General features: G+C 58.6%; 16 protein-coding genes. 9 read left to right on the top strand and 7 right to left on the bottom strand.

Translation table 11 applies throughout. The features are described 5' to 3' along the window. Positions 1 to 20: 20 nt before the first annotated feature. Positions 21 to 1622: an ATP-binding protein gene (locus ACUXHH_RS07655; protein ID WP_279789815.1), complete on the bottom strand. Its 1602-nt coding sequence runs from the start codon at positions 1620 to 1622 to the stop codon at positions 21 to 23. Between the two features lie 385 nt (positions 1623 to 2007). Here ACUXHH_RS07655 and ACUXHH_RS07660 point away from each other — a divergent pair, with 385 nt between their 5' ends. The 5 genes from ACUXHH_RS07660 (at position 2008) to ACUXHH_RS07680 (ending at position 6696) form a co-directional block, all read left to right on the top strand. After that, on the top strand, positions 2008 to 3450 hold the full coding sequence (locus tag ACUXHH_RS07660) for an O-acetylhomoserine aminocarboxypropyltransferase/cysteine synthase family protein (RefSeq protein ID WP_458391172.1): 1443 nt from the start codon (positions 2008 to 2010) through the stop codon (positions 3448 to 3450). Continuing rightward, positions 3450 to 3956 carry a CoA-binding protein gene (locus ACUXHH_RS07665; RefSeq protein ID WP_279741505.1) on the top strand — a complete coding sequence of 169 codons (507 nt, stop codon included), beginning with the start codon at positions 3450 to 3452 and terminating at the stop codon, positions 3954 to 3956. The genes ACUXHH_RS07660 and ACUXHH_RS07665 overlap by 1 nt, the downstream gene beginning before the upstream one ends. A gap of 482 nt (positions 3957 to 4438) precedes the next feature. After that, complete coding sequence (locus ACUXHH_RS07670; protein ID WP_279789812.1) at positions 4439 to 5257, top strand: transporter substrate-binding domain-containing protein; 819 nt, start codon at positions 4439 to 4441, stop codon at positions 5255 to 5257. A 22-nt stretch (positions 5258 to 5279) separates the two neighbouring features. Continuing rightward, complete coding sequence (locus tag ACUXHH_RS07675) at positions 5280 to 5954, top strand: amino acid ABC transporter permease (RefSeq protein WP_012904266.1); 675 nt, start codon at positions 5280 to 5282, stop codon at positions 5952 to 5954. Continuing rightward, positions 5947 to 6696, top strand: coding sequence for an amino acid ABC transporter ATP-binding protein (locus ACUXHH_RS07680; protein WP_279741500.1), 750 nt, complete (start codon positions 5947 to 5949; stop codon positions 6694 to 6696). Before ACUXHH_RS07675 ends, ACUXHH_RS07680 begins: the two co-directional genes overlap by 8 nt. Positions 6697 to 6796: 100 nt before the next feature. On the opposite strand, the gene ACUXHH_RS07685 is transcribed toward ACUXHH_RS07680, so the two are convergent. The 3 genes from ACUXHH_RS07685 to ACUXHH_RS07695 all read right to left on the bottom strand — a co-directional run bounded on the left by ACUXHH_RS07685 (position 6797) and on the right by ACUXHH_RS07695 (position 8995). Then, the gene (locus ACUXHH_RS07685; protein ID WP_458391173.1) at positions 6797 to 7591 is read right to left on the bottom strand and encodes a trimeric intracellular cation channel family protein; all 795 of its coding nucleotides are present in this window, start codon (positions 7589 to 7591) and stop codon (positions 6797 to 6799) included. 288 nt (positions 7592 to 7879) lie between these two features. Then, the gene (locus ACUXHH_RS07690) at positions 7880 to 8410 is read right to left on the bottom strand and encodes a carboxymuconolactone decarboxylase family protein (protein ID WP_279741498.1); all 531 of its coding nucleotides are present in this window, start codon (positions 8408 to 8410) and stop codon (positions 7880 to 7882) included. Positions 8411 to 8413: 3 nt separating this feature from the next. Beyond that, positions 8414 to 8995, bottom strand: a complete 582-nt coding sequence (locus ACUXHH_RS07695; RefSeq protein ID WP_279741496.1) for a peroxiredoxin — start codon at positions 8993 to 8995, stop codon at positions 8414 to 8416. Positions 8996 to 9245: 250 nt separating this feature from the next. On the opposite strand from ACUXHH_RS07695, the gene ACUXHH_RS07700 reads away from it, so the two are divergent. Beyond that, a complete protein-coding gene (locus tag ACUXHH_RS07700; protein ID WP_458391174.1) occupies positions 9246 to 9878 on the top strand; it encodes a GNAT family N-acetyltransferase in 633 nt (210 codons plus the stop codon). 50 nt (positions 9879 to 9928) lie between these two features. Here ACUXHH_RS07700 and ACUXHH_RS07705 read toward each other — a convergent pair whose 3' ends face one another. Next, positions 9929 to 10246 (bottom strand): acylphosphatase, encoded by a 318-nt coding sequence (locus ACUXHH_RS07705; protein ID WP_279754979.1) that lies wholly within the window; start codon positions 10244 to 10246, stop codon positions 9929 to 9931. 262 nt (positions 10247 to 10508) lie between these two features. On the opposite strand from ACUXHH_RS07705, the gene ACUXHH_RS07710 reads away from it, so the two are divergent. Together ACUXHH_RS07710 and ACUXHH_RS07715 are read left to right on the top strand one after the other, a co-directional pair. Beyond that, positions 10509 to 12092 carry a DHA2 family efflux MFS transporter permease subunit gene (locus tag ACUXHH_RS07710; RefSeq protein ID WP_458391175.1) on the top strand — a complete coding sequence of 528 codons (1584 nt, stop codon included), beginning with the start codon at positions 10509 to 10511 and terminating at the stop codon, positions 12090 to 12092. A gap of 339 nt (positions 12093 to 12431) precedes the next feature. Then, positions 12432 to 13556 (top strand): zinc-dependent metalloprotease family protein, encoded by a 1125-nt coding sequence (locus tag ACUXHH_RS07715; RefSeq protein WP_279754981.1) that lies wholly within the window; start codon positions 12432 to 12434, stop codon positions 13554 to 13556. Positions 13557 to 13672: 116 nt separating this feature from the next. Here ACUXHH_RS07715 and ACUXHH_RS07720 read toward each other — a convergent pair whose 3' ends face one another. After that, positions 13673 to 14524: a transcriptional initiation protein Tat gene (locus ACUXHH_RS07720; protein WP_279754982.1), complete on the bottom strand. Its 852-nt coding sequence runs from the start codon at positions 14522 to 14524 to the stop codon at positions 13673 to 13675. Between the two features lie 236 nt (positions 14525 to 14760). On the opposite strand from ACUXHH_RS07720, the gene ACUXHH_RS07725 reads away from it, so the two are divergent. Beyond that, positions 14761 to 15849 carry a C4-dicarboxylate ABC transporter substrate-binding protein gene (locus tag ACUXHH_RS07725; protein ID WP_279754983.1) on the top strand — a complete coding sequence of 363 codons (1089 nt, stop codon included), beginning with the start codon at positions 14761 to 14763 and terminating at the stop codon, positions 15847 to 15849. 143 nt (positions 15850 to 15992) lie between these two features. Here ACUXHH_RS07725 and ACUXHH_RS07730 read toward each other — a convergent pair whose 3' ends face one another. After that, the gene (locus ACUXHH_RS07730; RefSeq protein WP_314078901.1) at positions 15993 to 18116 is read right to left on the bottom strand and encodes an AMP-binding protein; all 2124 of its coding nucleotides are present in this window, start codon (positions 18114 to 18116) and stop codon (positions 15993 to 15995) included. Between the last annotated feature and the right edge of the window lie 148 nt (positions 18117 to 18264).

The raw sequence follows: 18264 nt of genomic DNA on the forward strand, positions 1-18264 counted from the left end.
GTACCTTTTATCGGGCACGTCTAAGCAGCGCGATATTTACGGTTCTTACTACGCGGCGGAGCCGTCGGGACAATCAGCTTCGCATCCACAAGACCGCGCAGGTCATTCGTAATGGAAGTACGTGAAGCGCCCCGCCCCCAATGCTCCTGGATAAATGCCGCGGAAACCGCCTCGCCCTGTGCACGCAGACCGCGCACAATGCCGGCCTGGCGTTCACTGAGGCCGTCAAGCGACGCATAGGCCCCCGCCAGTTCGACGGTGTCGGCTGAATGTTTGTTTTCGGAAGGGGTTACTTGCTGAATCTTATCCTCAGGCGCGGTCTTCTGCTCCGTAGAAGACACACCCTGCGGAGGCTGCATCAGAGTGACCTGCACATAGAGTAGACGGTCAGCAAACTGGGGAGCGGGCAGACCCGCATCCTTCAGCGCTCGCAGAACCGTGGGAATACCGGAAGCCCTATTCTCTGCAATCAAACGCCCCGTACCCGGGTCGGGCAGATCAGTCAGAATGCTTGCCAAGTAGCTATTGCGGGTTGAAGAAACACCGGGCTGACCGAAATCTCGGATAGTTACAGCACCGTAAATACCACCCGGGCTACGCACCACCAGGCGGTTGGTGTAGAGCTCAACCTGCACCTGCGAGCCGCGCGCACCAGGGGAGTAGTCGCGGTGCATGAGGGCGTTGACCAGGAGCTCGCGGATAGCCTCCAGCGGATACTCGTAGCGCTCAACCCGCCCGATACCGCTGCTGTTGAGGCCCTCCATCGTGGATGTTTTGCGCATATTGCGAACCAGAACGCCCATAGCTTCATCCAACATGGAGGGGATAGGGCCGGTACAGCTGTGATTGTCCAGGAAACGTCGACCGTCCTCGGTGACCTCACCAAGCTCTTCACCAGGAAGAACAACAACGCTCATCATCAGCTGTGGGAAGAACGCCTGCGGGTATGAACCCATAGCGAGAAGCGCTCCAAGAGTGGGCACTTCTCGGCCCTGAGAATCGATGCGTAGAATGCGTGCCTGCAGAAGAACCTCACGGTCAGAAAGCGCCGCAAAAACACGAGGCTGCTCCTCGCGCAGGCGAGCGACATAGGCACTCACAAGGGTGGGGGAGAAGTCTTTGAAGCTTGCCTCACTAATCAGCTCCTCGTCATAGCGGGGCTGACTGCGGTTCTCTAGGAGGCGGTCAATCTCGTACTTAGTCAGGCGAATATCGGCCTCTCCAACACGCTGGTAGGAGCCGTTATACATGCCGTGTGCTTCGATGTAGTAGGGCTTCTGCGTCGGGTCGCCGGGGAGTACATCGATGCGCACGATACGGCGCTGGCCCTCTACTGGCTCAATGTGAATATCTGCCGGAGGTCGAGGCGTAATCTTGGAACGGATTGCCTCAACAGATGCATCATGGACTGCCTGTGCGTTGAAACCTTCAACCGGCTGTAGACCTTCTGCCGGGTCGGTGAGGCCGAGAAGAATGGTGCCACCGTCTCCATTAGCGAAGGCGCTAACGGTTTCAAGAACAGACTTGGGGAACCCGCCAGCTGCAGCTTTGACTTCTACCTGTCCGTTTTCAGCCTGGCTACGGCGTAGGTTTTCGATGAGTTCGGCGGTGTTTGTTTCCATGTATGCTCCCGATGGCTACTTCTTGGTGAACGTCATAGCAACGTCATAACAGCATCATAACAAGACTTGTCATGATGTTGTTATGATCCTGCGATGATGTTGATATAATGCGGTATCTTCATCACTCTTAGAATCTTGAAAATCCCGGAAAAGCAGGCTAAAACTGGGTATTTTTATCGGTCTCATTGGCCGCGCATCATATCAGCCGTCATAACAGAAGTTGTTATGACGGCTGATATGATGCCCCGTCATAATCCGCAATAAACGACATATAGGTACCCGCACTTGGTGCACCCCGCCGCCGGTGGCACAGTATAAAGTCGAGCCACTATCGACTCCCCGCACACAGGCGGGCAGATACAGCAGATACACCAGGAGCAAACCAATGGCTGAACACACTTTCGGCTTCCGCACCCGCGCACTACACGCGGGCGGCACCCCCGACGCTGAGCACGGTGCCCGCGCGGTCCCTATCTACCAGACCACCTCCTTCGTCTTCAAAGACGCTGACGACGCTGCGAACCTCTTCTCCCTGCAGAAGTACGGCAACATCTACTCGCGCCTATCCAACCCCACTGTCGCCGCGCTGGAGGAGCGCATCGCCTCCCTCGAAGGCGGTATCGGTGCGGTAGCAACCGCCTCCGGTATGGCTGCCGAGTTCATCACCTTCGCGGCGCTGTGCCAGCAGGGCGACCACATTGTTGCTTCTTCGCAGCTCTACGGCGGCACCGTCACCCAACTGGACGTGTCCCTGCGCCGCTTCGGCATTGAGACCACCTTCGTTCCCGGAACCGACCCCGCCGACTACAAGGCGGCACTGACCGAGAACACCAAGGCAATCTACACCGAAATCGTGGCGAACCCCTCCGGTGAGGTTGCCGACCTGGAAGGCCTCGCAGAGGTCGCACACGAGGCAGGCATCCCCCTGGTCGTGGACGCAACCCTGTCCACCCCCTACCTGATTCGCCCCATCGAGCACGGCGCGGACATCGTCATCCACTCGGTCACCAAGTTCCTGGGCGGTCACGGAACCACCCTCGGCGGTATCGTCGTCGAGTCCGGTCGCTTCAACTGGGGTAACGGCAATTTCCCGTCCATGACCGAGCCGGTTCCTTCCTACAATGGTGTGTCCTGGTGGGGTAACTTCGGTGAGTACGGCTTCCTCACTAAGCTGCGTTCTGAGCAGCTGCGTGACTTCGGTCCGTCGCTGAGCCCGCAGGCCGCGTTCAACCTACTGCAGGGTGTTGAGACCCTGCCGCAGCGCATGGATGCGCACCTGGCGAACGCTAAGCAGGTTGTCGCCTGGCTGGTTGAGGATCAGCGTATCGCCTACGTGAACTACGCTGGTCTGGAAGACCACCCGCACTATGAGCGCGGCAAGAAGCTGCTACCGCTGGGTGTCGGTTCCGTGTTCTCCTTCGGTGTCAAGGGCACCGAGAAGGCATCCGGCCGCCTGGTCGGTGGCGAGTTCATCGGCGCCCTGCAGCTGGCAAGCCATCTGGCGAATATTGGTGACTCCCGTACGTTGGTGCTGCACCCGGGTTCGACCACGCACCAGCAGCTGTCGCGTGAGCAGCTTGAAGCTGCTGGCGTCGGTGAGGACCTGATCCGTATCTCGGTGGGTCTGGAAGACGTTGAAGACATCATTTGGGACCTGGACCAGGCGCTAACCTACGCAACCGGTCTGAACCACGCCGGTGAGCGTGTTGGAGAATCCAGCGCAGACAAGATTGTGGTGGCTGAGGAAGCGGTTGCCGCTGCTAAGGCCGCCGAGGACGCTGCTGGCGCGTCCTGCTCCCTGCCTACTACCGCTCAGGAGGAAAAGTAATGACTGAGAAGCGTACCTGGGTGGGTCCTTCCGCCCCTGAGCGTCTGAACATTCTGCGTAATACCCGCACGATTGCGATTGTGGGTATGAGCGATAAGATTTCGCGTGCTTCGTACTTTGTGGCGACGTACCTGCAGTCGGCGTCACCGTACAAGCTGTACTTTGTGAACCCGATTCTGGCGGCAAAGGGCAAGCTGGTTCTGGGTCAGCCTGTGTACCCGTCGCTGCAGGACTTGCCGGAGGTCCCGGATTTGGTGGAGATTTTCCGCCGTAATGAGGACCTGCCGGGTGTGGTTCAGGAGGCTGTGGATCTGGGTGTGAAGACCGTGTGGATGCAGCTGGGCTCCTGGAGCGAGGAGGCTGCCGCGATTGGTGAGGCTGCCGGCCTGAACGTGGTGATGGATAAGTGCGTGAAGATTGAGCATGCGCGTTTCCACGGTGGTCTGCACCTGGCTGGTTTTAACACGGGCGTGATTTCTTCGAAGCGTCAGGTGCTGTCGAAGTAAGCAGCCTGTGCTGTATAAGCCGCTGTAGCTTGTAATTACAAAAATTAGGTGCTTGTCAGTGCTTGAACGATAAGGGGCGTACCCGGGGTGATTCCCGGGCGCGCCCCTTATCTGTGCCCGGTGTAGTGCCCGGTGGAGCATCCGGTGTGTTGTGGGTGAGATTGAGGGCGTAGCATCGCCCCTTGTGGAGAGCAGTTCAGCTTTGAGGTAAACCTTACCTCTATGTTCTGGGGTGCTGAACCGGTATCCTAGTGTGGAGCCCGGCGGCCGGCACACAGCACACACGCGTACCGACCGCCGGGTTTTCCTCTCTCACAGATTGTGACGGAATGTTACGTTGAATTCTTTCCCACCGGGAATAGCTGTACGATAGCCAGCGTTGCACCCGCAGAGAGGGGCACGCCGCATGATGCCCCCGGGTTACCGCAGGGCGACAACCCGCAACTACAAGAGCATCAACCACCACACGAAAGAAGAACAACATGTCCGCAATGATTAACCGCCGCACCGTCCTCGCAGGCTCCGCATTCACAGGTCTAGCTGCACTGCTCGCAGCGTGCGGCTCCAATGGCAGCAGCACCGCATCCAGTACCAACAAGCTGGAGGCTATCAAGTCTGCCGGAAAGATCCGTGTGGGCCTGGAGGGTACCTACCGCCCCTTCTCCTTCCACGACTCGAACGGCACCCTGGTCGGTTTCGAGAAGGAAATCATCGACCTGGTCGCTAAGGACCTGGGCGTCACCGCAGAGTTCACCGAAACCCCCTGGGATTCCCTAATCGCCGGCGTGGACGCTGACCGCTACGACATCGTCATCAACAACGTTTCTGCAACCGATGAGCGTAAGCAGAAGTATGACTTCTCCGTCCCCTACCTGTACTCCGAACCGAAGGTCGCGGTGAAGAAAGATTCTTCCCTGCTGAACGTGAGCGAGATTTCCGGTCACTCCTCGGCGCAGTCTGAGACCTCGAACTTCCGCAAGATGGTGGAGGCGAAGGGCGCCTCAATCGTGGTTGTTTCCGGTTTTGATGAGGCTATCGAGCAGGTCCTCTCGGGCCGTGCAGAGATGACCGCGAACGACTCCGTGTCCTTCGCTGAGTACTTCAAGGAGCACCCGGACGCTAACCTGCGCCTGCTCTCCGGTGACCTGGGCACCGGCAGCAACTCCTCCATCCTGTTGCCTAAGGGTCAGGATGCCCTGCGTAATGCTATCGACGAGTCGCTGAAGAATCACCTGCAGAACGGTGACATCAAGGCGATTTACGAGAAGTACGTAGGCGAAGACCTCTCCCCGAAGAACTAATTAAAGGAGCTGAGTTCCGTTTATGGAACGCTACCTGAATCTTTGGGCTGAGTCCCTGCCCCAGCTGCTGGGTTCGACCCTGGCAGTGACCATTCCGCTGTCGCTGATTTCTTTCGCGGTGGCGCTGCTGGTGGGCATTGTGTCTGCGGGCGCGCGCACGAGCCGCTTCGCACCGGTGAACTGGCTGGCGTGGGTGTACATTTGGGTTTTCCGCGGTACCCCGCTGCTGGTGCAGCTGTTCATCGTCTTTTATGGTCTGCCGAAGGTCGGGATCGCCCTGGATGTGTGGAGTGCCGCAATCATCACGATGAGCCTACATACCGGTGCGTACGTGGCGGAGACGTTCCGTTCCGCGGTGGCGGCTATTCCGCGTGGCCAGTTCGAGGCGGCGGCAACCCTGAACTTCACCCGCATGCAGACCCTGCGCCACGTGGTCATTCCGCAGGCGGTGCGTATCGCTCTGCCGAACCTGGGCAACAACTTCATTGACCTGATTAAGGGCACCTCGCTGGTGTCGGTCATTTCGATGGTTGACCTGTTCCAGACCGGTAAGCAGATCGCGTCGCGTACCTTCGAGCCGCTGGCAATGTACTCCGAGGTCGCCATCATTTACCTGGTGATTTTCACTCTGCTGACCGCCGCGCAGTCGGCGCTGGAGAAGTACAGCAACCGTTACGTGAGGAGCAACAATGCTTAGCGTTGAATCCCTATCGAAGAGCTTCGGTGAGACGCAGGTGCTCAAGAACATTAGCCTGGATATCCCCGACGGTGAAACCACGGTTATTCTGGGCCCCTCCGGTAGCGGTAAGTCGACTCTGCTGCGTTGCCTGAACCTGCTGGAAACCCCGCAGTCTGGCACGCTCATCATTGACGGTGCGCAGGTGGACTACAGCCAGAAGCTCACCGACGTGCAGGTGCGTGATATTCGTTCCCGTTCTGCGATGGTGTTCCAGCAGTTCAACCTGTTCCCGAACTACACGGCGTTGAAGAACGTGGCGCTCGCCCCGACCCTCAACGGCACCCTGAGTGCTCAGGAGGCTCAGGAGCGTGCCCGCGAGCTGCTGGCGAAGGTGGGTCTTGCCGACAAGGTGGATTCCTACCCGGACGCCCTCTCTGGTGGCCAGCAGCAGCGTGTGGCGATTGCCCGCGCCCTGGCGCTGGAACCCTCCTACCTGCTATTTGATGAGCCGACGAGTGCGTTGGATCCCGAGCTGGAGGCGGAGGTCATTCGCGTGCTGATGCAGCTGGCGAAGGAAGGCCGCTCCCTGGTTATCGTGACGCACAATATGGCGTTTGCGAAGAAGGTCGCGGACCGTATCGTGTTCCTGGAGAACGGTACCCTACGCTATAACGGTGAGCCGACCGGTTTCTTTGCTTCGGATGATGAGCGTATCTGTAAGTTCTTGACCGTGTATGACAGCACTGAGTACACGATTTAGTTGTACTGCATATAGTAAATGTGGGCTGATTTCTGCTCATCAGATGATTATCTGATCAGCAGAAACCAGCCCACATTCTATATACAGCATATATTGGTTTTTACTCTGAAAGTCCCTTAGAGCGACGATACTCCTCCAACTGCTCAGCATTAATCACCTCAAGCTGCTCAGTGAGTGGAGCACCGGGCGCCCAGCCCTCATTAGCAACGGTGGTGCGGTCCTCCTGCTTACCAAAAGTGAAGAGACGCGGGCGAGGCACACGCAGCTCAGACGGGGTGGTCGGCAGCTGCCAATTCTTTGCGTAGGAGAGTACACCCAGTACCAAACACAGCAGAATGGATAGACCCATCGCCAGGTTCGGGCGGTGGAATAGGCCAGTCACGAGGGCGGTCTCGGCGGCCCCCACAAACGCGACCGTCGCATACAGGGAGTTGCCACCAAAAATTGCCGGAATGCGGTTGACCATAATGTCACGGATAACGCCGCCGCCGACCGCGGTGGTCACACCCAGTGCAATAGCGGGCAGCCAGTGCAGACCCAGGTTCAGGGACTTAATGGTGCCAGTTGCCGCCCACGCACCCATACCGATGAAGTCGATGACGAGCATGGTTCGGGTTGCCCAGCGGGCACTCAAATCGATGCTGTACGCCAGAATTGAGGAGCCGATAGCGCCTACCCAGTAGCCGCCGTCGGTGAGTGCCACCGGCAGACCCGAGTTGAGTAGGATGTCACGGATCATACCGCCGCCCATACCGCAGGCGACTGCGAGCAGCAGGAAGCCCACAATGTCGAATCGGAAGGCGCGCGCCACAGCACCGCCGAGCAGGCCGTTGGCGACAACGGCGGCAATGTCGACGATGCGGAATACCTGGTCCGGGTCAAAGAGCTCGTGCATGGGCGTTCTCCTGCGTACGTGATACATGTGCTGTGGGGTGCGGGTAAGGCGCGCACGGTGGGCGGGTCGGGTGACGACGTTATCACCGCATCCGGCTCTGTCTGCCTGTGCGCGTACCTGAAATGGCACCGATTTATTGTAGACCCGCCCCCGCCTCTGCTCCTAGTTAAGAGGCGCTTGTATCAAGGCTGTTTGAAGGCCGGGGCTTGAGGGCATAGCGGAAGCGGCGCATCCGACCCGTGATGGGTGGATGCGCCGCTTCTGTGTAAGCTCTAACGCTTAGTGGGTTTAGCCCAGTGCCTCAGCCAGCTGAATGCCCTGTGCCACGCCACCGAGGGTTGCAGCAATACGGATCAGGTCGTTGACTTGTTCCTTGGTTGCGCCCTCTTCACGCAGGGTGTGCTCGTGAGCCTCAACGCAGTGGGAGCAGCCGTTGACTGCGGACACTGCCAGTGCGAACATCTCGAAGTCGAGCTTCTCAATGCCACCGTTCTTGCCGATGATCTGCATGCGCAGGTTTGCGCGCTGGTCATCGTATGCACCGTTCAGGAAGCCACGGGTGCGGTAGAAGATGTTGTTCATGCCCATGATGGTTGCAGCGCCCAGAGCAGCCTCGTAAGCGGTGTCGCTCAGGTGCTCCTTAGCCTCTGCAGCAATCTCAACAACAACAGAGTCAACCTTGGTTGCTGCTGCGGTTGCGAGGATTGCACCCCAGAGCTGCTGCTCGGACAGGGAGGTAATGCGGGGCAGAGAGGACAGGTTGAGGTTCATGTCCTTCGCGTAGGAAGGCAGAGCCGAACGCAGGTTATCGATGCTCATGGATTACTTCATCTCCTTGAATGCGTCGATGGTCTCTGCACCCTTCTTCCAGTTGCATGCGCACAGCTCGTCGGACTGCAGTGCGTCCAGCTGACGGAGCACCTCGTCGGTGTTACGGCCGACAGAGTCAGCGGTAATGGAGACCGACTGGATGGTGTTGTGGGGATCGATGATGAAGGTTGCGCGGTCTGCAACGCCGTCCTTGTTCAGGATGCCCAGCGCGCTAACCAGCTCACGCTTGAGGTCGGATGCCATGACGATGGGCAGGTCCACGAGCTCTTCGTGAGAGCGGCGCCATGCGTAGTGGGTGTACTCGTTATCAACGGAAACGCCGATCACCTGGGTGTCACGTGCCTCGAACTCGTCAGCAAGCTTGCCGAATGCAGCAATCTCGGTGGGGCAAACGAAGGTGAAGTCCTTCGGCCAGAAGAAGACGACGCGCCAGGTGTCTTCGTCCAGACCCTCGGAGGATACGGTGGTGAAGTAGTCTTCGGGGGCGTTTGCTTCGATGTCAGCGAGCTTACCCGGGACAACGCCGGTGAGCTCGTATTCGGGGAACTGGTCGCCGATGGTCAGAACTGCCATAGTGTTCTTCTTTCTGATTTGTGTCGCGCGACGAGAGTGCGTGGCGCTTGTTCTAATAGTGCCCAGTGAACGGGCCTGATAACTATTTTATTATGAATAATTCATAATAATCAAGTGGCCTTGGAATAAAACCCGAAGGTTTAACTATGATATGCATCACTGAATATTCTGGGGTATTCGAAAAGTTTCTACCCGTGCAAATTGCCAGGCGCAAATCCCACTTACAAACCCCAGGGGTTAAGCTCGAATCATGACCCCTGAACACAGTGACTTCTTAGAAGACAGCGAATATGTAGAGCCTGGCCAACCCGAACTCATTACCGAACGCCTCACCCTGCGCCACCTGCGCGAGGCGGATATCCCCGACATCGTGGAATCCTGCCGCGATGAAGAAATCCTCCGCTACACCTGCATTCCCTTGAACTACACGCACGCCGACGCCGAGGACTACCTGCTCACCACTGCCCGCCAGATTGCCGTCGGACAGATTCAGCGTTGGGCGATTGACGCCTCCGGCGTGTTTGCCGGGACCATTGAATTGCGTCTGGTTGACGGAACCCCCGAAGGCCCCGGAACTCGCGCCGAACTGGGTTATTACGCCGCCCCGAAGGCGCGCGGAAAGGGTTATATGACCGAGGCTCTGCGAGCCGTACTCGGCTACGCTTTCGACCCGCTCGGGTTGGGTCTTGATACCGTCCGCTGGACCGCCCTGGCGGGTAACGAGGCCTCTGAACGAGTGGCGGTTAAGGTGGGTTTCACCGGCATCTATGACGATATTGACCCGAACTCCGGTCGCCCCGACGAGAACGGTCACCCGGTGCAGCATCGGGTACGCCGAGCTGATATGAACCGCGCACAATTTGTGGCGCTCTGGGCTAACTAAACTGCGCTCTGGATGTAACGTGCACGAGGTTGAGTGGGAACCCGCAAAAGCTACCTGATGCCGAAGCCGCGGAATGAGCCGCTCGGCTCCTCCCACTCGACAAGTACCTCATCCACGCGTCCGGCGGTGTCGTCACCGTGCAGCACATCCACCAGGCGAGTGCAGGAGGCGGCGGTACCTTCCGCAACAACTTTCACGCGCCCGTCGTCCAGGTTTTCGGCGTAGCCGGTTAGGCCCATAGGCTTTGCGGTTCCGGCGCACCACCAACGGAAACCCACACCCTGCACCTTGCCGCTCACGAAAGCGACGAGGCGGATTTCGGCGGGTTCTGCCGGGGTGCGGTCGGTGAAGAAATCAAAGAAACCCATGGGCCCTCCCGGGGACATCTCATTGAGGGTGGTCTGATGGAGTGAGCGCCGATGATAGCGCTCTAACAGTTTCTATAGCTTTAGTTTAGAGGGTGCGGGGTGCCTGTTGCCTAGTTGCCCTGCATATGCGCCGTGAAGAGTTGAATAAGGGTAGAGCAACCGAAGCCGCGCTCTGAAAAGGAGTAACATTAGGGACATTCACTAAGCGGCAACCCTGACCACACAGATACCTATCCGTATACAACCCATCCCTGGAGGATCATTGAGTTCACGCCCTAAAAAAGCGCCTCTTGTCGGTAACCCGGCAAAGACACCCTACAAGCCCTGGCCTGCTCTCTGGTCCCTCGTCGTTGGCTTCTTTATGATTCTTGTGGATGGCAATATTGTCACCATCGCCCTGCCGCATATGCTGCAGGATTTGGAGGCGTCCCTGTCGGAGGGCATGTGGGTGACGAGCGCCTACCTGCTGGCGTATGCTGTGCCGTTGCTCATCACCGGCCGTATGGGTGACCGCTTCGGTCAGAAGAACCTGTACATGATCGGTATGGGTATTTTTACGCTCGCTTCCCTGTGGTGTGGTCTGGCGGCGGATGTTGAATCGCTCATCGCTGCCCGCGTGGTGCAGGGCCTGGGCGCATCGTTGATGACCCCGCAGACCATGTCTCTGATTACGCTGATGTTCCCGCCGAATGCGCGTGGTGTTGCCATGAGTATTTGGGGTGCGACCGCGGGTATTGCCGCGCTGGTCGGCCCAATTCTGGGCGGAGTGCTGGTGGATACCCTCAGCTGGGGCTGGATCTTCTTCATAAATATTCCGGTCGGCATTCTGGGTATGTTCCTGGCGTGGCGTAATGTGCCGGTGTTCGAGCAGAAGAAGCACAGCTTCGACTGGTTAGGTGTGGTGCTTTCGGCGATTGGTCTGTTCCTGCTGGTTTTCGGTATTCAGGAAGGCACCACCTACGATTGGGGTATCATCACTGATTCGTTCATGGGCACCGGCATTGCGGTGAGCGTGTGGGGCCTGATTATTGCCGGCATTATGGTGCTGGCGCTGTTCATTGGTTGGCAGGCTATTAACTCGCGTGAGCCGCTGGTTCCGCTGAGCCTGTTCAGTGACCGTAACTTCTCCGTGTCGAACGTGGGTATCGCTGCGATGGGCGTGGTTGCTATCAGCATGGCGTTCCCGCTGACCCTGTACCTGCAGCAGGTGGAGGGCCTGAACCCGACTGAGGCGGCACTGATGACTGCACCGCTAGCTCTGTCCTCGGGTGCGTTGGCACCGGCGGTGGGTGCGCGCCTGAACCGCTATGACCCGAAGTGGATTGCGGTGATTGGCTTTACGCTGTTGGTTATCGGTTTTGCTTTGCTACGCCCGACGATGGTTGCTGACGGCAACCTGTGGCTGATGGTTGGCCCGATGATTATTCTGGGTGCGGCAAACGCCTGCATCTGGGGTCCGCTGTCGGTGTCTGCGACTCGTAACCTGCCGCCTGAGCGTGCCGGTGCCGGTTCGGGTGTGTACAACGAGACCCGCCAGATGGCGTCGGTACTCGGTTCGGCTGCAATCACTACGATTATGGCTTCTGCAATTACCTCGCATCTTTCCGCGTTGGGTCCGGTTGTCGCAGCGGGCGGTAGCTCTCACGGCGGTGCTGGAGGCGGCGTGCTTCCGCAGATCCTGCGTGAACCCTACGCGGCGGCAATGGCGGATTCCATGATGTTGCCCCTGGCCGCTTCGGTTGTGGGTGCGGTTGTGTGCCTGTTCTACGCCTCCGCAAAGACCTCCGGGGCGAAGGCTACCGTACAGAACGCTGAGGCAGGGTCTGAGGTAGAAAACACTAAATAGAGGCTTATCAGAGCGCTTTTACGTAATGTTCGCCATGTCAACGCAAATACGGTGCGTACACCGGGACAAGGCATATAAACGCTGTGTATGATGAAGCGGGTTATTGTTGCTCTGAGGTGTCAAAACCTCACGAAAAACAGCGACCCGTTGTTCTTTTAAGCGGCATCCCGCGCCACCATACTTGTTTGGGGTGCCGTACTACAGTGCATACATAATTCACTCTCACGCATCGGCTGCGCCTGATGATCCAACGGTTCACTCAACGCCACCCACGGCTACTCGCATCATCACGAGGGTCTTCGCGCACATCCATGCGAACAAACACAAGAAGAGATACAGATGCCTTTCTCCTTTTCTACTCGAGCGGCACGTACCGCGCTTGCCTCGGCGGCTCTGCTGGTGCTCGGTACTGTAACCGCACCTGCCGCTAATGCATACAACCCTGATATTGACGGCGACGGCATCCCCAACACCTGGGAGATGAAGGGCTATGACGCCGATGGCGACGGTAAGGTAGACGTGGACTACCCCGGTATGGGCGCTAGCCCGCTGAAGAAGGACCTCTTCGTGGAGATGGACTACATGCCCGACCTGCTCGCCAGCGAGGATGAGCTCGACCGCATTACCGAAATCTACGCGAAGCTACCGATCCGCAACCCCAATGGCACCACCGGCATTAACATTCACCTGGACGCCGGTAGTGCCCGTAGCGCCAAGTACAACCTAGGTGGCGGCAATGAAGTGGCGCACGAGCAGCTGGACGATAAGATGCAGCGCTGGGGTGATCTCTACATCGAAAATATGGATCCGAACCGTCGCAGCGTCTTCCACTACATGATTTGGGGCGACTCCTACGGCGATAAGGGCTCCTCCGGTCAGGGTTATATGGGCGGTCGCGGCTTCATCGTGACCGTTGGCCCGCGATTCTGGGGTAAGTCCGCAACCTCCGATGTTCGCGTGGCAACCTTCGTGCATGAGCTCGGCCACAACCTCGGTCTGGGCCACGGTGGCACCGATGACGTGAACTACAAGCCGAATTATATGAGCATTATGAACTACCGCTACCAGCTGCGTGGTCTGGAGCGTGCAGACGGCACGAAGTACTTCGGCTACTCGACCCGCGCCTACAAGGATCTGGACGAAACTAAGCTAGACGAGAAGACCGGCTTCGGTCGTAACGCCTATGGTTTCTACTACAACGGCAAGCCCGCGTGGGAAGCTATAGACTTCAACGGTAACGGTAAGATTGACGACGAGCCGGTTGAGGCGGACATTAACGGTGACGGTAAGAAGACCGTGCTGACTGCGCCGAACGATATGAAGACCTTCAAGCTGCAGGCTCAGGGCAAGGAAGTTCAGCGGGGTGCGTACTCTCCCGAGGCAGAGCTCTCTGGCGAGATTGAAGACAACGAAATAACCGCTGAGTACGCTCGTGCTGAGGGTTTGGTTCCCGCGAAGGACTAGCCTCTAGCGGCTACCAGCGGTAACCGATAGGCCAAGCTTCCTCAATAGCGCAGGTCAATAGCACAGGGGCCCGGCATCCGTTATGGATGCCGGGCCCCTCGTTTATGTTTGTCCCTTTAGCGGGTGATGGTTGCCGAAGCTCTCAAACCAGCCAGGTTCTTGAAGGTGTACTCGCCACCCTCGGTCAGCTGCATTGCGACACTACCGCTGGTAATCTGAGCGGTGGTGGTCAGGGTGTAGCTGGAGGTTACCTCGGTGAAGTACACCGGAACCAGCGAAGCCAGCACCTGTGCGTAGCTCACGCCGTCCTTCGCGGTGGCTTCCAAGAAGTCGGAGGTGCGGATGTCTAGTACACCGGTCCAGACGTTGTTCTCGATGATCGGCTCGTAGAACTTTGCCGTGTATGCGACGCCGTTGAACGCCGCCACGGCGGGGTTGTTGGTCTTCGCGCCGCCCTCGCTCTTGGCGAGTGCGGGGATCTCAACGTCGTTATCGATGTCCCACAGCAGCGGGTCGGTGACATCCTCGGCGGTGGGGAAAGTGAACTCGAAGGTCACCTGCAGGTGCGCGGAGCCGTACAGCCAGGTGCTACCCTGGAACTCGCCCTTGGAGTTGATGGGTGCGGAAATCCATAGGCCCGCACCACCGTACAGGCCTGCGCCGACGCTACCGCCGGGGGTGAAGGCGCCGCCGCCGGCACTCTGCGGGGTGGTGGAGGTTGCGGTGATGTTGGGTACCTGCACGGTGTAGGAGTCCAGACCGTAGCGGGTGTCAAAGTCGTTGGTGGGGTTCGAGTTGAACGCCTGGGTGAAGACACCGAACTTTAGAGTCGGGGTTTCCTGCGCATCGGTGGACGCCGCGTAGGCGGGTACCGCCGCTGCGGTTGCGATGACGGGGGTGCCCCACACGGCACCCTTGATGAGGGCGCGGCGGTTCAGGCCATTAGTGATGTTCGGCGAAGAAGTCATGGATCTCTCTTGTTATGAAGAATGTGGTGATGCATGTGATTTGAATTACTGATACTCTAATGTAATCCAGCTCATCTTCAAAATTATCTCAACTTTTACCTCAATGTATGAACATTGTGGCACCCAGCTCACATAGCGAGTGAAACGGGAGCATTATGGAAACTGTGGAGGACGTCCTCCCGGAAAACTCCATAGAAACACCACCGGTCACCACACACACACTTAAGGAACACAATATGGCATTTATGAAGAGCGCACGCATCACGCTCGCCTCCCTCTCAGTGCTCTGCTTGGGTACTATTGCAGCCCCCGCAGCAAACGCCTACAGCCCCGATATTGACGGTGACGGCATCCCCAACACCTGGGAAATGAAGGGCTACGACGCCGACGGAGACGGCAAAATCGACGTCGACTTCCCCGCAATGGGCGCAGACCCCAACCACAAGGACATCTTCGTTGAGATGGACTACATGGCTGGCCTGCTACCCAGCGAAGACGAACTGGACCGCATCACCAAGATTTATGCCGACCTGCCCGTGCGCAACCCCAATGGCACCACCGGCGTGAACATTCACCTGGACGCCGGTAGTGCCCGCAGCGCCAAATACAACCTCGGCGGCGGCAACGAAATCAGCTACCAGGAACTCGACAGCGAGTTCAAGGCTCTCCACCGCATCAAGGCAACCGAAGGTAAGTTCAACCCCGCCCGCGAAGGCACCTTCCACTACGTCATCTGGGGTGACTACTACGATAACGGCACCTCCTCCGGGATCGCTAACTTCGGTGGTCGCAACCTCATGGTCACCGTCGGCCCGCACTTCTGGGGCAAGGCAAGCAGCGACATCCGCGTGGCAGTGTTTGTGCACGAGCTCGGCCACAACCTCGCCCTGAGCCACGGCGGCTGGGACGAAATCAACTACAAGCCCAACTACTATAGCGTCATGAACTACCAGTACACCCTCACCGGCGTGCCCATGGCTGACGGTAGCCGCTACTTCGGCTACTCCACCGCAGAGTATCGCATGCTCAACGAGGCGAAGCTGTACGAGGCACGCGGCTTTGGTCCCCGCGCGGCTGGATTCCTGTACAAGGGTAAGCCCGCCAACCAGCCGATTGACTTTAACGGCAACGGTAAGATAGACACCGAGCCGGTGTCCGTGGACCTCAACGGTGACGGCATGATTACCAACCTGGGCGCGGCAAACGATATGAAGGTGCTCCGCTTCCAGGCGACCGAAAACCCGGAGAAGGGCAAGGGCCCCGAGCACATTGAACCGAGCGGCATTACCGCTGAACACGCTCGTTCGCTGGGCCTGATTAAGTAGGCTGACTGATCGGAATCTAACCGTTCTGCACACTGCTGATAAAGAGCCTCGTCAGCTCAGTAAAATAGCAAGGCGCGGATACCGAATCATTATTCGGTATCCGCGCCTTTACTCTATGCAACTTTTCAGCTCAGCAGGGGAGCTTAGACAGCCTCGCTTACGCGGCCAGTATCCACCAAAACCTGCGCAATGTGGCCCAGCGCCTCCTCATTCTGCAGCGAAGAAACATCGCCCAAAGAACGCCCCTGGTACAGCTCACCGAGCAGACGGCGAGTAATCTTACCCGAACGAGTCTTCGGGATATCAGCAACCGCCACAACATCCTTCGGCTTAGCAATCGGGCCAATGTGCTCACGCACATGATCAGTCAGCGCACCCTTCAGCTCATCCTCAGTCAGGGCCTTACCCTCATCGGTGAGCGTTACGTAGGCGACCGCCTGGTGACCGGTCAGTTCATCTTCCACGGGGCAGACACCAGCCTCAACCACAGCCGGGTGAGTCACCAGAGCCGACTCAATCTCAATCGTGGACAGACGGTGACCCGAAATGTTGATCACGTCATCAATACGGCCGAGGATGTACACGTTACCCTCTTCGTCTTCCTTCGCGCCGTCGCCGGCCAGAAACCAGCCGCGCTCGCCGTAGTGACGCCAGTAGGATTCCAGGTAACGCTGCGGGTTCTGCCACACGGTACGAGCCATGGACGGGCCAATCTTATCGACGACAATAAAGCCCTGCTTGCCCGGTTCGACCGGGTCGCCGTGCTCATCCACCACACGGGTGGACACGCCGGGAACGGCGCGGGTAGCGCAACCGGGCAGGGGAGTGCAGCGCGGGGTGTCCTCCGGGTAGGTGCCCTCGGGCGCGAATGCCGGGTCGTGCGGACGCGGCGAGCACACGGTCGAACCGGTCTCTGACTGCCACCAGGTGTCAATGAACGCCGCGGTGCCGCCGCCCACGTGCTGACGCAACCAACGCCACGCCTCCGGGTTGATGGATTCGCCCACCGAACCGAGCAAACGCACGGTCGAGAAGTCGTACTTGCCGGGCTCCGGGCCATTCGGGAACGCGCCCATGAGCGAACGAATCAGGGTTGGGGCGGTGTAGTAGTTGGTCACGCCGTAGCGTTCAATGACCTCAAAGTGGCGGCCGTAATGCGGCGTGTTCGGGGTACCCTCGTAGATTACCTCGGAGACACCGTTCACCAGCGGACCGTAAATTTCGTAGGTGTGGGCGGTCACCCATGCGAGGTCGGCGGTGCACCAGTGAACGGTGGACTCAACCTTCTGTGCGTCATTGACCGCGGACAGCTCATCGGGACGCAGCACGCCGTTCTCGTCCACGTAATCCGGCAGCAGATCGTACAGTAGCGCGTGAGTATACGCGGTCTGCACCAGGTAGCCACCCATCGTGTGCACCAGGCCCTTGGGCTTACCGGTCGTGCCGGAGGTGTAAATAATGAACAGCGGATCCTCAGCATCATGCAGTTCGTAGGCGTGAGTGTCTGGCTGATCGTCCACCAGGTCGTGGTACCAGACGTCGCGGCCCTCAGTCCACGGCACAGCCGCGTGTGCAACCGGGTCGGAGGCGCTGGTGCGGTCCACCACGATAACGTGCTCAATGTTGTTCTCACCCGAGCATGCCTCATCAGCGTTCACCTTCACGGGAACGACCTTGCCGCGACGGTTCTGGCCGTCGGTGGTGATGAGAACCTTCGCGCCGGTGTCTTCCACACGGAACTTCAGCGCCTCGGCGGAAAAACCACCAAAAACGAGGGAGTGAATCGCGCCAATACGTGCGCAGGCGAGCGTGAAAATAATGGTTTCGGGAATGACGGGCAGGTAGATGACCACGCGGTCACCCTTACGCACGCCCAAAGACAGCAGACCATTCGCTGCCTTCGCAATACGACGCTGTAGCTCGGCGTAGGTGATGGCCTCACGGTCGCCGGGTTCACCTTCAAAGTAGAGGGCTACCTTGTCGCCGCGGCCCGCCTCCACGTGGCGGTCTACGCAGTTGTAGGCGACGTTGAGCTTACCGCCCTCGAACCACTTAATTTCGGGGATGCTGAACTGTTCGATGCCGTCCTTATCGAAGCCGAGGGACTTCGGCTTCTCGAAGCGGTGCGCGGTGTGCCAGGGCTCAGCCCAGGTGAGGCGCTGTGCCTGCTTCTCCCAGAACGCGACGCGTGCCTCGTCAGATTCGAGGGCGGGATTCGGGGTGGGGTTCAGCGGGTCGGTGAACGAGTAGGGGGTGGGCAGTCCCATTATTCTCCCATCGGTTGCTGGCATTAGCACCCTTGCTCGCCGTGCCGTTGTCTGTGCGACCGTGGGGTCTGTGTGTGCGTTGACGAGGGGGTTGCTGCGACGTCGTTGAGCCAGGTCTCTCGGTCGCTCTGGATGGTTTGCCTTCTTA

The organism is Rothia sp. 110740021-2 (assembly GCF_054263775.1).